A 12,191-nucleotide genomic window follows, 5' to 3' on the forward strand; every position below is an offset into this window, starting at 1 on the left:
GGTACGAGGGGAGGACACCGAGCAGGAGGGGGGGGAGGGGGGGTGTGCCCCCTCCCCCCCCCCCCCCCCCCCCCCCCCCCCCCCCCCCCCCCCGCCGCCGTCGAGTACCGGACCCCGTGGGAGGCAACCCGCCGTGCTGATCGCCGACTTCGACACCTTCGGCCGGGTCGCCGACTTCGACCCGGCGACCGGGCTGCTCGGTCCCGGGCGCACCGCCGACCCCGGGCAGCGCGTCCACGGCCACTACGGACAACTGGCCCGCGTCGGCGTGGTGTTCTACCGGGCCACGGACGGGCTGCGGATCCGGGTGGGGGAGCACGACACCCGCCTCGACGCCGCCACCGCGGTCCGGCACCGGATCGTCGGCCCGCAGTGCGTCCTGACCGTCGGCCGGGTCGCCGAACTGCGCTACCCGGTGCCGCCGGAGTGGTCCGGCCCGGCGGACGACCCGACCCCGTTCGTCGACGCCGAGGACTTCGATCTCGGCCTGTTCATCGCCGATGTCCTGGCCGACCGCGCCCGGGCGGCCCGCGTCTACCGCTGACGCCGGCCCGGCCCCGCCGTCAGCAGCGCCGGTCCGGCCCCGTGCGCGCTGCGCCGCCCGTGCCGCCCGCGCCCGCGCCGCCGGACAGGTCCCGCAGGGCGGCCCGCGCGGCGGCCTCGCCCTCGTCGTACCGGTGGGTGCGGGCCGCGCGCAGGGCGGCGTCGAGGTGGCGGGCGGCCTCCTCGCGGTGGCCGGTGGCGGCCAGGGCGCGGCCGTACAGGGTCTGCAGGACGACCCGGCGGGCGGCCGGGAAGGGCGGTTCGGCGAGGGCGAGGCCGCGGGCGGCGTGGTCGGCGGCCGCCTCGGGGTCGCCGCCGGCCAGGCAGGTGTCGGCGAGGTGCTGGCGGGCGAGGGCGACGAGGTCGGCGCGGCCGGCCTGTTCGGCCAGGGCGAGGGCGCGGCCCAGCAGGTCCCGCACCCGGGCGGGGAGGTTCCCGGGCCCGGGTGCGCCGTAGCGGGTGAGCGCGGCGGCGAGGTTGACCAGGGCGACGGCCTGGGCGCTGCGGTCGCCGGCCAGGGCGGCCAGGCCGGGGGCCCGTTCGAGGTGGACCAGGGCCTCCTCGGGCCGCCCCTCCTCCAGCAGCACCCAGCCGAGCAGGGCCCGGGCCCGGGACTGGGCGCCGGGGTCGAGGTCGGCCTCGGCGGCGGCGAGGCCGTGTTCGAGCAGCGGCACCCAGCCGTCCCGGACCTGCCACACGATCAGCGGCCACTGCAGCAGGACCAGCCGCCAGGCCCGGTCGTGCAGTCCGGCGCCGACGGCGGCCAGCGCGGCGCCGCGCAGGGTGTCGCGTTCGGCGGCGTACCAGGCCAGGGCGCTCGCCCGGTCGGGGAAGGGGCGGACCTCGACGGGCCGCCGGGCCCCGGCGGGCAGTGCGCAGCACGGTTCGCTGCCGGGTTCGGCGGCGGCGCTCGCCGCGAGCAGGGTGTTCAGCAGGTGGTCGAGGAGCCGGGGCAGGGTGTCGGAGTCGTCCTCCTCGGGCGGGGTGCGCAGGCTGCGGGCGTAGAGGCGCACCAGGTCGTGCAGGGTGTAGGCGTCCCGGTCGATCTCGACGACCAGGTGGGCGGTGGCCAGTTGCCCCAACGCGCCTGCGGTCTCGGGCAGTTCGCAGCCGGCGAGGGCGGCGGCGGTGCGGCTGTCGAGGGTGGTGCCGGTGTGGGTGCCCAGGCGGCGGAAGAGCCGGCGGGCGGGCGCGGACAGGTGCTGGACGGTCAGGGCCAGGGCGGCGGCGACGCTGGTGTCCTCCACCTCCAGCAGCCCCAACCGGCCCTGTTCGTCGGCGAGTTCGTCGGCGAGTGCGGCCAGTCCCCGGTGCGGGCAGGTGGCGAGGCGGGCGGCGGCCAGGCGCAGGGCGAGCGGCAGCCCGTCGCACAGCCGGGCCAGCCGGGCGGCGGCCTCGGGTTCGGCGCCGACCAGCTCGGGGCCGAGGTCGGGGCCGAGGGTGGTGGCGAGCAGGCTGACGGACTGCGGGGCGGACAGTTCGGCCAGCGGTACGGGCCGGGCGGCGTCCGAGGCGACCAGTCCGCCGAGCCGGTCGCGGCTGGTCACCAGGGTGACGCAGCCGTCCCCGTCGGGCAGCAGCGGGCGGACCTGCTCGGAGCGGCGGGCGTTGTCCAGCACGATCAGCATCCGGCGCCCGGCGGTCAGTTCCCGGTAGCGGGCGGCCAGCGCCTCGGGGGAGGAGGGCATCCGCTCCGCGGGCAGGCCGAGGGCGAGCAGCAGTTCGCGCAGCACCGCGCCGGTGGCCCGTTCGGGCAGCGGGCTGTGCCCGCACAGGTCGACGAACAGCCGTCCGTCGGGGAAGTCGGCCTGGCGCCGGTGCGCCCAGTGCACGGCGAGGGCGGTCTTGCCGACCCCGGCCCCGCCGGTGACGACGGCGATGGCGCCGGGGGCGCGGGCGGCCCGGTCGAGCGCGGCCAGCTCGTCCTCGCGCCCGGAGAACCCCCGGGGCCGCCGGGGGAAGGGCCACGGCGCGGGGACGGGCTCCGCCGCCGCGGAAGCGGGGGCGGGCCCGGGCCGGGACGTCAGCGCATGGACGGGGGCGGGCCCCACGGCGTGCCCCGACGTCAGCGCGGAACCCCGCCCCCCGGCGGAACCCCGCGCCACGTCGCCGAGCAGTAGCAGCTGGTGGGCCTCGGCGAGCTCCGCCCCGGGGTCGATGCCCAGCTGCTCGGCCAGGGTCCGGCGGGTGCGGTGGAACCACTCCAGCGCCTCCGGGCGCCGCCCGGCCCGTCCGAGCGCCACCACCAGCGCGGCGACCAGCGACTCCCGCAGCGGGTGGAGCGCGGCCTCGGCGGCCAGCACGCCCGCGGCCGCCCCGTGGTCGCCGAGCCGGCCGTGGGCGCGGGCCAGTTCCTCCACCGCGGACAGCCGCAGCTCCTCCAGCGCCTGGGCGGCGCACTGCAACGGCAGGCTGGGCTCGGTGCCGGCGAGCGCGGGTCCGCGCCACAGCGCGAGCGCCTCCCGCAGGGCCGCCACCGCCGCGCCGGCCTCCCGGGCGCCGTGGGCGTCCCGGACGAGCCGTTCGAAGCGCCGGACGTCCACCGCCGCCTCGGGCACCCGCAGCAGGTACCCGCCGCTGCCGCCGCTGCCGTCGGTGGCCAGCTCGACCCCGGCGTCGGGGGCCCGGTGCTCGGCGAGGACCGCGCGCAGCCCGGAGACGTGGTTGTGGATGACGGTGCGGGCGTGCCGGGGCGGCTCCTCCTCCCAGAGGGCCTCGGTCAGCCGGTCGATGCCGACCGGCGCGCCGGGGTTCAGCGCCAGCGCGGCCAGCAGGCTGCGGCGCTTGGGCGAGCCGAGGGCGAGTTCCCGTCCGTCCGCGGCCACCACGGCCACCGAGCCCAACAACCGGAATTCCACCCGCGCCCCCACCCTGACCAGCAAATATGGCAAGCATATGACAGTAGGCAACCCTGCGATGACGCACGGTTCCCCGCCCCCGGACCACCCCGCACCGGCCCGCGCGGCGCCCTGGACGGAGCCGTACCCGATCGGATCCAATACCACCTCCGGACACCAGGGGAGGGGACCGATGCTGACCGACACCTCGACCGCCGCGGGCAGGGCGATCCTGCTCCACGACCGCTACCCCACGCTCGACGAACTCACCGACACCGCCCGCCACCTGGCCGCCCGCCACCCCGGACGCTGCCGGCTGCGCACCCTCGGCACCTCCCGCGCCGGCCGCCCCCTCCACCTCCTCTCGATCGGCCCCGACGACCGCGGTACCGCCACCGACCGGCCCGCCGCCGACCGCGGCACCGACAACGTCCTGGTCGTCTCCGGCGCCCACGCCGACGAGTTCTCCGGCCGCGCCGGCCTCGTCGAACTGGCCCACCGGGTGCTGGCCCGCCCCGCCCGGCACCCGGCCACCACCTGGCACCTGCTGCTCTGCCTCGACCCCGACGGCGCCCACCTGGCCCGCGGCGGCCTGCTCGCCCGCACCCTGCCCGCCTACTTCGCCGGCTACTACCGCCCCGCCGCCGAGGAGCAGCCCGAATGGGCCCCGGCGATCGGCGGCCGCCTCCCCGAGAGCCGGATCCTGCTCGACCTGATCGACGAACTGCGGCCCGCCCTCCAACTCTCCCTGCACACCGCGGACGTCGGCGGCACCTTCCTCCAGGCCACCGCCGACCCGACCGCCCTCGCCGCCCCCTTCGCCCGCTCCGCCGCCGCCCTCGGAATCCCGGTGGAGACCGGCTCCTTCGACACCCACCGGCTGCCCGCCGTCAGCCCCGGCGTCTTCCTGATGGAGCCCGAGCACATCGACACCCAGGAGAACACCACCGGCATGCTCACCGAGCAGCCCGAGGCCCGGGGCGGCGCCCGGGCCGCCACCTGGTTCGCCCCCCGGCGCCACGGCGGGCGCACCGTCGTCGTCGAGGTGCCCGCCTGGACCAGCGACCGGCTCGGCGACCCCGCCCCCGTCCCGCCCGAGGACGCCGACCGCCACCTGCGCGCCGCCGCCGACCACCTGCGCGAACGCGGCCACCGCCTCACCGAACTGCTCACCGCCCTGCCCCCGCACGACGGCCCGCACGACACCCCGCTGCTGCGCGCCGCCCGCACCCAGCTCACCGCACTGCGCCAACTCGCCGACGCCTGGGACCCGCGCACCCCCGAGGGGCCCCTGCCGCCGTCGCCCCCGCCCACCCGCGCCCACCTGGCCGGCATCGACCTGTGGGCCCACCGCATCCCGGTCCGCGCCGCCGCCCTGCTGCGCCGCGCCACCCCCGCCCCGGACCCCCGCCCGGCCGCCCTCCTCCACACCTGGTGCGCCCACTACCGCCACCGCTTCCGCCCCACCTGGCTCCCCGTCACCCGCCAGGCCGCCCACCACGCCAACACCGCCGAAGCCGCCGCGGCCGCCCCCCACCTCCCCTGACCGCCCGCCCCGGCGCCACGCGCTCCGGTGGCTCCGGCAGGATGGCCCGGTGAGCTCCCGTCCCCGGCGTCACCGCCCCGCGCCGTCCCACGTGTACCGGATCACCAAGTACGACCCCGCCGACAACGCCTCCCGCTGGCACCGGCTCGGCGACGGCAGCGGAGGTGACGAGGGCGGATGAGGCGGTCGACGCGGTGCGGGCCCGGCTGGCCCCGCGCGCTCAACTCGCCGTGTGGCCGGAGCTGTTCAAGGCAGTGGGTACGGGCGGCCTGAACATCAGTGTTCCTATTGACAACGTCTAATCGGTTTAGCGGAAGGTGGGGTGAGATGGGATCTATTGAAGACCTGGCAGTTCTCGGTGGTCTGACCGAGGCGCGGAGGTTTGTGGTGCCATGGCGCGAGGTCGAACGGGGGCTCGGGACTTCCCTGCCGTCTGACTATGCCGAGTACGTCGGCCACTTCGGCCCTGGTGGGTGGAGCAACTACCTGGGAGTGTTGATTCCGGGAGTCGCGGACTCGTCCAGCGAGCTCGTTCATCAGTCAACGAGCTTGAATGAGCTAATGGAGCAGCGCCCCATCATTCGAGAGCAGCAGCCGTTCCCCATTTATCCGGCTCCTCATGGGCTTCTGAGGTGGGGTAACTCGTCGACCGCTGAGACATTCCATTGGCGTGTTGACTCGGATGACCCTCATTCGTGGCCCACGGTGGTGCTCGGAGACACGGAGGAAGAGGTGTACGAGTTCCACGGGCCGATGACGGAGTTCCTGGCGAAATTGTTCGACCATCGGATCCGCGTCCCGTTTATGACTCAGGTTCCGAAAAAGTCTGACACTCGATTCACCCCGAGCGAGGGGATCCCGCTGAGCCCCCGTTTCCGGATCGAGCCCCTCGGGTACTTCGAGAACTGAATCAGCGGTACCCGGGTAGCGAACCCCCCCCGCTGTATCGGGTGAGATCGGCGTGTTCGCGACCGCAGGCCGGACCACTGACAGGACCGTCGGCCGCACGCCTCCGTAGCCCGGACTCCCGGGGAGCCCGGGCGGGCTCAGGACTCGACGGGGTCGCGCAGCGCGGCGCGGGGGCCGGCCGGGGCCGGGGGAGTGGTGTCGTCCTCCGAGAGCAGTGAGCCCCGCACGCGCTGGACGTAGCGCTCGATCAGGTGGCACAACACGCTGACCGTCGCGGCGACGTCCGGTTCGGGGACGCCGGCCAGGGCGTCGGCCAGGCCGGTGATGTTGGCCTGTTTCAGCCGCTCCAGGAGGTCCCGCCCGTCGGAGGTGAGGGCGACCCGGCGGGCCCGGCGGTCCAGGGGGTCGGGGGTGCGGGCCACCAGGTGCTGGCCCTCCAGGCGGTCGATCTGCCGGGTGACGTGGGAGGGCTTGACCATCAGCCGCTCGGCCAGGTCGCCCACCCGGCTGGGCCCGTCGGCCTCGGCGAGGGCGCGCAGCAGGTAGACGTCCGAGCGTGCGGCGGTGATGCCGGCCCTGGCGGTGCGGCGTTCGTGTTCCTGGGAGCGGGTCAGCAGGTAGGCCAGCGAGGCCAGTACGGCCTCCAGGTCTGCGGTGGCGGTGTCCGCGGTGGCGGTCCGATCGTCTGCGGCGTCCGACATGGGGGAACTGTAGCGGCCGGTGCGCCTCCCGGCTGCGGCGCAGACCGGTCACCGGATTTCGGACAGATTCGGCGCCCACCGGATGGGCCCTTTCGCCGCCACGGACCGCGAGTTAGCGTGACAGCGAGTTAGTTGCTTTTGGCACGTAAATGCTCCGGGCCCGCACGCCCACCGCACCCGCGTGCCCCCGCACGGCCGCACCCTCGCGTGCCCCGCACGGCACCGCGGGCCGGACCGGACCGACCCATCCGGCACAGCCAGCTCCGAGAGGGGAGCCCCCCATGGCCACCGCCGCACAGACCCCCCGCTTCGCCCACCCCGCCGCCCGCGGCACCTGCCCCTTCGCCCCGCCGCCGGCCTATCAGCAGGCCCAGCAGGAGGAGCCGATCAGCCGCATCTCCCTCTGGGACGGCTCCCCCAGCTGGCTGCTCACCCGCCACGAGGACATCAAGGCGGTGCTCTCCGACGCCCGCTTCAGCTCCGACTCCACCCGCCCCGGCTTCCCCTTCGTCAGCGCCGGCGCCCGCCAGCTGAACAACGGCCAGCCCGTCTTCATCCGGATGGACGACCCCGAGCACGCCCGCCTGCGCCGGATGCTCACCGGCGAATTCATGATCAAGAAGGTCGAGGCGCTGCGCCCCGAGGTCCAGCGCATCGCCGACGAACTGCTCGACCGGATGACCGAGGGCCGCACCGAGGCCGACCTGGTCCGCGAGTTCGCCCTGCCGCTGCCCTCCCTGGTCATCTGCCTGCTGCTCGGCGTCCCCTACCAGGACCACGAGTTCTTCCAGGAGTGCAGCCGCGTCCTGCTGCGCCGCGACTCCCCGGTCGAGGACGTCATCACCGCCCAGGCCCGGCTGACCGACTACCTGGAGGAACTCACCGACACCAAGCGCACCCACCCCGACGACGGCATCCTCAGCCGCCTGGTCGAGCGCGGCGAACTGAACACCCGGGAGATCGGAGCGATGGGCCGGCTGCTGCTGGTCGCCGGGCACGAGACCACCGCCAACATGACCGCGCTGTCCGTCCTCGCCCTGCTGCGCCACCCCGCCCAGCTCGACCACCTGCGCCGCCACCCCGAGGTCGTCCCCGGCGCCGTCGAGGAACTGCTGCGCTACCTGACCATCGTGCACTCCGGCCTGACCAGGGTCGCCACCGAGGACGTCGAGCTCGGCGGCGTGCGGATCCGGGCCGGCGAGGGCGTCGTCTGCATGATCAGCACCGCCAACCGGGACACCGCGCAGTTCCCCGACGGCGACACCCTCGACCTCACCCGCGACGCCCGCCGCCACCTCGCCTTCGGCTTCGGCGTCCACCAGTGCCTGGGCCAGCCGCTGGCCCGGCTGGAGCTGCAGATCGCCCTCGACACCCTGCTGCGGCGCCTGCCCGAACTGCGCCTGGCCACCGCCTTCGAGGACGTCCGCTTCCGCGGCGAGATGCTCATCTACGGCGTCCACGAACTGCCCGTCGCCTGGTAGTCCGGGCCCGCGACCACCGCCGCCCCACCCCCGAACCCCACCCCCGAACCCCGCCCCCCGAAGGGAACCGAACCCCATGCTCGTCCGGATCGACCAGGAGAAGTGCTGCGGCGCCGGCCACTGCGTGCTCGCCGCCCCCGAGGTCTTCGACCAGCGCGACGAGGACGGCATCGTCGTCCTGCTCGACGCCCGCCCCCCGGCGGACCTCCACCAGGCCGTCCAGGAGGCCGCCGCCGTCTGCCCGGCCACGGCGATCACCCTGGAGAACGTGTGACCGCACCGCGCGAGGTGGCCGTCGTCGGAGCCGGCGCCGCCGGACTGCACGCCGCCGAGGCGCTGCGCCGGGCCGGCTACGACGGCCGCCTCACCCTCGTCGGGGCCGAGTCCGAACTCCCGTACGACCGGCCGCCGTTGTCCAAGCAGCTCCTCGACGGCCAGTGGGAGCCCGGGAAGGTGACCCTGCGCGAGCCCGCCGCCCTCGCGGAGCTGCGGCTGGACCTGCGCCTGGGCGTGGCGGCCGAACGCCTGGACCGCGGCGCCCGCACCCTGCACCTGGCCGACGGCCGGCAGGTGCGCTGCGACGCCCTGGTGGTGGCCACCGGGGTGCGAGCGCGCCGGCTGCCCGGCGCCGAGGCACCGCTGCCCGGCGCCCACGTGCTGCGCACACTGCCCGACGCCCTCGCCCTGCGCGAGGAACTGCGCCCGGGCGTACGGCTGTTGGTGGTCGGCGGCGGACTGCTCGGCGCCGAGGCGGCGGCCACCGCCGTCGGGCTCGGCGCCGAGGTGACCTGGCTGGTGTCGGCCGCCGCGCCGCTGGCCGCCGTCCTCGGTGCGGAGACGGCCGCGCTGCTGACCGGCCTGCACCGCGAGCACGGGGTGCGGATCCACCGGGGCACGGCCGCCGCCGTGCTCCGGCGGCAGGGCCGGGCGGCCGGTGTACGGCTCGCCGACGGCGGCGAACTGGCCGCCGACGCCGTGCTGATGGCGATCGGCTCGGTGCCGGCCACCGAGTGGCTGGCCGGCAGCGGGGTCCCGCTGGAGCCGGACGGCGGCGTGGCCTGCGACGCCCACTGCGCCGCCGGCCCCGGCGTCTGGGCGGCCGGCGACGCCGCCTGCTGGCCCGACCCGCGCACCGGCCGCCGCCGGCGCCTGGAGCAGCGCACCAACGCCACCGACCAGGCCCTGCTCGCCGCCCGCAACCTGCTGGCCGGCCCGGACGGCACCCGCCAGGCCTACGCGCCGGTCCCGTACCTGTGGACCGACCAGTACGGCCTGCGGGTGCAGGCCTTCGGCAGCCCCGGCGCCGCCGACCGCTTCGAACTGGTCGACGGCAGCCTCGCCGAGCACCGCTTCGCCGCCGCCTGCCTGCGGGAGGGCCGGGTCACCGGCGCGGTGGGCATCGCCGCCGCCCGCGCCCTGCGCGGGCTGCGCGCCCAGGTCGCCGCCCACGGCCCCTGGCCGCCCGCCGCCGAACGGCAGGCCGCGCCCGTCGGCCGAGCCGCTCAGCCGAGCCGCTCAGCCGAGCAGCTCGGCCGAGCAGCTCGGCCGAACCGGCCGGCCGACCCGGCGACCTCGGGGGCAAATCGCTACATTGGGGGCATTTGGCAGCAGCGCCAGGCACCGTGCGCCCACGCAGAGAAGGCCGACCGCCTTCGGAAAGGGTCCCCATGCACCCCGCCCTCAGCCCCGCCGTCCTCACCGAACTGCGCCGGCCCCGGCCCTACCCGGCGGTGTCCGTCCTGATGCCCACCCACCGCCGCGAACCCGACAACGCCCAGGACCCGGTACGGCTGCGCAACCTGCTGGCCGAGGCGAAGGAGCGGCTCCAGGCCGACCCCGAGGTCTCCCGGGCCGACCGGATCGACGTGGCCGGGCAGCTCGACAAGGCCCTCGCCGAGGTCGACCTGGTGCACGCCGAGGACGGCCTGGCCATCCTCGCCGCGCCCGGCGAGCACCAGGTGTGGACCTTCGCCCGCACCGCCCCCGCCCGGGTGGTGCTGTCCGACACCTTCCTCACCCGCAACCTGGTCTCCGCCCAGGCCGCCGAGCGCCCGTACTGGGTGCTGGCCGTCGCCGCCGACCGGGCCGTGCTGTGGAGCGGCACCCCGGAGCGGGTCACCGAGGACCGCGCCCACGGCTTCCCGCTGACCCGCGCCTTCTTCGACAACCCCGACCCGGAGCGCCGCGAGCGCATCGGCGACACCCCCAGCACCTTCCGCGACGAGGAGACCAAGACCTTCCTGCGCCAGGCCGACACCGCGCTCGGCAAGGTCCTGGCCGCCGACCCCCGCCCGCTGTACGTGGTCGGCGAGGCGCCCGCCCTGGCCCTGCTGGACGCCGCCGGCCCGATCGCCAAGGAGGCCACCGCCCAGATCCCGCACGGCGGCCTCGCCCAGGCCGACGTCGAGACCGTCCGCAAGGTGGTCGCGCCCGCCGTGCGCGCCCACGCCGAGCAGGAGACCGCCGACGCCCTCGCCCGGCTGGACCGGGCCCGCGGCCGCTCCGGGTTCGCCGCCGGCCTCGACGAGGTGTGGCAGGCGGTGGGGGAGGGGCGCGTCGCGCTCCTGGTGGTCGAGGAGAACCACCGCGCCACCGTCCGCGACGCCGGCGAGCACCTCGTCCCCGCCGAGGCCGGCGAGGCCGGTGCCCGCGAGGACATCGTCGACGAGGTCGTCGAGCGCGCCCTCGACACCGGCGCCCGGGTCGCCTTCGTCCCCGACGGCACCCTCGCCGACGCCGGCGGCATCGCCGCCGACCTGCGCTACTGACCCGGCATCGGTAAACCGTTTGGGCCGGTGCGCCGTCGGCTGCTACCGTCAGCGCAGCCGTGAGAGAAACGCGAGGAGGTGAGACCCATGAAGGCAGTAACCGGGTGGGTGCTCCCCCTTGTCGTCACGGTGGGCGATTGACGTTGGTGTCGCCCGGGAGCGCCTCAGGCAAGGCACTTCCGAAAGGCAACACCATGGACTCTCCGCATCCCGCCCCGAACACCCCTGCCGTGACGCGGCTCTCGGACACCGAGTGGCAGGCCGTCGAGGACGGCCGGGCGGTCGGCCGCGCCGACGCCTCCCGGCGGCCCGACGGGCGGCTGTTCGTCAGCATCGACACCTGGCACGACACGGTCTTCGACCGCCTCGCCGCCGCACTGCTCACCGACCTGCCCGCCCCGCTGCACACCGTCGTCGACGAGGCCGACCACGACACCCTGTCCGCCTGGCAGCGGGCCGGCTTCACCACCGCGCGCCGCGAACGGGCCTACCTGGTGCCCACCGACCCGCAGGCCACCGGCCTCGGCGCGGTACGGCCCCCGGAGGGTGTGACGATCCTGCCCGCCGGCCTGGCCGAGGAGGGCCCGCTGCGCGCCCTGGAGCGCGTCGTCCACGCCGAGGTCGAGGCCGGCGCCGGCTGGCCGGCGATGCCGGCCCAGGTGCTGCCCCGCCCGGCGGGGACCATCGTGGTCGACCCCACCAAGTACGCGGTGGCGCGCCAGGGCGACCGCTACGTGGGGCTGATCCGGGTCACCCCGCCCCGCCGGCCGCGGATCGGGCTGATCGCCGTGCGCGCCGATCAGCGCCGCCGGGGCATCGCCCGGGCGCTGCTGGCCCACGCGCTGGACTCGCTGCACCGCGGCGGCACCGCCACCGCCTGGGCCGAGGCGACGGAGTCCGACCCGGCCGCCACCGCGCTCCTGGAGGGCGTCGGCGCCCGGCGCGCGGGCGCCACCCTGGAGCTGGTCCACCGCTGACCCGCGCACCGGCCGCCGCCCCGGCATCGAACGAACGACCCCGGCACCGACGCCAAGCAAACGAACGAACGAACGAACGAATGAAGAGGTGAACACCATGACCAAGACAACGAACGGCATCGAAGTCGAAGGCACCGTCATCGAGTGCCTGCGCAACGCCAACTTCAAGGTGGAACTGCAGAACGGGCACGTCGTCCTGGCCCACATCAGCGGGAAGGTCCGCAAGAACCACATCAAGATCCTCCCGCACGACCGGGTGCTCGTGGAGCTCAGCCCCTACGACCTCACCCGCGGCCGGATCCGCTACCGCTACCGCAACTAGCAGCGGGAGAACCGGTGGCCCAGGAACCTTCCCCCCTGGGCGTCGGGCCACCCGTGGGTCTCTCCCCCGGGGGTTGCAGGGCCGGGGCGGCGGCGGGTTTCTTCTGG

Annotated in this window: 12 protein-coding genes; 10 read left to right on the plus strand and 2 right to left on the minus strand. The window is 75.9% G+C overall.

All coding sequences use genetic code 11. From position 1 onward, the window contains the following. Window positions 1-133: 133 nt before the first annotated feature. Window positions 134-544 carry a hypothetical protein gene (locus tag ACZ4W5_RS15225; RefSeq protein WP_360231995.1) on the plus strand — a complete coding sequence of 137 codons (411 nt, stop codon included), beginning with the start codon at window positions 134-136 and terminating at the stop codon, window positions 542-544. 19 nt (window positions 545-563) lie between these two features. Here the strand turns inward: ACZ4W5_RS15225 and ACZ4W5_RS15230 are convergent, their stop codons facing one another. After that, the gene (locus ACZ4W5_RS15230) at window positions 564-3,401 is read right to left on the minus strand and encodes an AfsR/SARP family transcriptional regulator (RefSeq protein WP_465654834.1); all 2,838 of its coding nucleotides are present in this window, start codon (window positions 3,399-3,401) and stop codon (window positions 564-566) included. Between the two features lie 172 nt (window positions 3,402-3,573). Between ACZ4W5_RS15230 and ACZ4W5_RS15235 the strand changes: the two genes are divergently transcribed. From ACZ4W5_RS15235 to ACZ4W5_RS15245, 3 genes are all read left to right on the plus strand, one after another. Continuing rightward, window positions 3,574-4,926, plus strand: a complete 1,353-nt coding sequence (locus tag ACZ4W5_RS15235) for a M14 family zinc carboxypeptidase (RefSeq protein ID WP_360231989.1) — start codon at window positions 3,574-3,576, stop codon at window positions 4,924-4,926. Window positions 4,927-4,975: 49 nt separating this feature from the next. Further along, window positions 4,976-5,107: a hypothetical protein gene (locus ACZ4W5_RS15240; protein ID WP_465654836.1), complete on the plus strand. Its 132-nt coding sequence runs from the start codon at window positions 4,976-4,978 to the stop codon at window positions 5,105-5,107. A 146-nt stretch (window positions 5,108-5,253) separates the two neighbouring features. Further along, window positions 5,254-5,835, plus strand: coding sequence for a hypothetical protein (locus tag ACZ4W5_RS15245; RefSeq protein ID WP_360231983.1), 582 nt, complete (start codon window positions 5,254-5,256; stop codon window positions 5,833-5,835). Between the two features lie 137 nt (window positions 5,836-5,972). Here the strand turns inward: ACZ4W5_RS15245 and ACZ4W5_RS15250 are convergent, their stop codons facing one another. Beyond that, on the minus strand, window positions 5,973-6,536 hold the full coding sequence (locus ACZ4W5_RS15250) for a MarR family winged helix-turn-helix transcriptional regulator (RefSeq protein ID WP_465654838.1): 564 nt from the start codon (window positions 6,534-6,536) through the stop codon (window positions 5,973-5,975). A gap of 281 nt (window positions 6,537-6,817) precedes the next feature. On the opposite strand from ACZ4W5_RS15250, the gene ACZ4W5_RS15255 reads away from it, so the two are divergent. From ACZ4W5_RS15255 to infA, 6 genes are all read left to right on the plus strand, one after another. After that, a complete protein-coding gene (locus ACZ4W5_RS15255) occupies window positions 6,818-8,017 on the plus strand; it encodes a cytochrome P450 (RefSeq protein WP_465654840.1) in 1,200 nt (399 codons plus the stop codon). Window positions 8,018-8,093: 76 nt separating this feature from the next. Beyond that, window positions 8,094-8,291 (plus strand): ferredoxin, encoded by a 198-nt coding sequence (locus ACZ4W5_RS15260; RefSeq protein ID WP_402492204.1) that lies wholly within the window; start codon window positions 8,094-8,096, stop codon window positions 8,289-8,291. Then, window positions 8,288-9,760, plus strand: coding sequence for an NAD(P)/FAD-dependent oxidoreductase (locus ACZ4W5_RS15265; RefSeq protein WP_465654842.1), 1,473 nt, complete (start codon window positions 8,288-8,290; stop codon window positions 9,758-9,760). The genes ACZ4W5_RS15260 and ACZ4W5_RS15265 overlap by 4 nt, the downstream gene beginning before the upstream one ends. Further along, window positions 9,685-10,785: a baeRF3 domain-containing protein gene (locus ACZ4W5_RS15270; protein ID WP_465654844.1), complete on the plus strand. Its 1,101-nt coding sequence runs from the start codon at window positions 9,685-9,687 to the stop codon at window positions 10,783-10,785. The genes ACZ4W5_RS15265 and ACZ4W5_RS15270 overlap by 76 nt, the downstream gene beginning before the upstream one ends. A gap of 194 nt (window positions 10,786-10,979) precedes the next feature. Further along, window positions 10,980-11,762 (plus strand): GNAT family N-acetyltransferase, encoded by a 783-nt coding sequence (locus tag ACZ4W5_RS15275; RefSeq protein WP_465654846.1) that lies wholly within the window; start codon window positions 10,980-10,982, stop codon window positions 11,760-11,762. A 97-nt stretch (window positions 11,763-11,859) separates the two neighbouring features. Further along, a complete protein-coding gene (gene infA / locus ACZ4W5_RS15280; protein ID WP_188306513.1) occupies window positions 11,860-12,084 on the plus strand; it encodes a translation initiation factor IF-1 in 225 nt (74 codons plus the stop codon). The last annotated feature ends 107 nt before the right edge of the window (window positions 12,085-12,191 follow it).

This window comes from Kitasatospora sp. NPDC029367, assembly GCF_055569135.1.

Bases quoted from the DNA above. Each gene is read 5' to 3' on its own strand.
- ACZ4W5_RS15260 (WP_402492204.1), top strand. From the start codon at position 8,094: ATGCTCGTCCGGATCGACCAGGAGAAGTGCTGCGGCGCCGGCCACTGC.
- ACZ4W5_RS15235 (WP_360231989.1), top strand. From the start codon at position 3,574: ATGCTGACCGACACCTCGACCGCCGCGGGCAGGGCGATCCTGCTCCAC.
- infA (WP_188306513.1), top strand. From the start codon at position 11,860: ATGACCAAGACAACGAACGGCATCGAAGTCGAAGGCACCGTCATCGAG.
- ACZ4W5_RS15270 (WP_465654844.1), top strand. From the start codon at position 9,685: ATGCACCCCGCCCTCAGCCCCGCCGTCCTCACCGAACTGCGCCGGCCC.
- ACZ4W5_RS15245 (WP_360231983.1), top strand. From the start codon at position 5,254: ATGGGATCTATTGAAGACCTGGCAGTTCTCGGTGGTCTGACCGAGGCG.
- ACZ4W5_RS15250 (WP_465654838.1), bottom strand. From the start codon at position 6,536: ATGTCGGACGCCGCAGACGATCGGACCGCCACCGCGGACACCGCCACC.
- ACZ4W5_RS15255 (WP_465654840.1), top strand. From the start codon at position 6,818: ATGGCCACCGCCGCACAGACCCCCCGCTTCGCCCACCCCGCCGCCCGC.
- ACZ4W5_RS15275 (WP_465654846.1), top strand. From the start codon at position 10,980: ATGGACTCTCCGCATCCCGCCCCGAACACCCCTGCCGTGACGCGGCTC.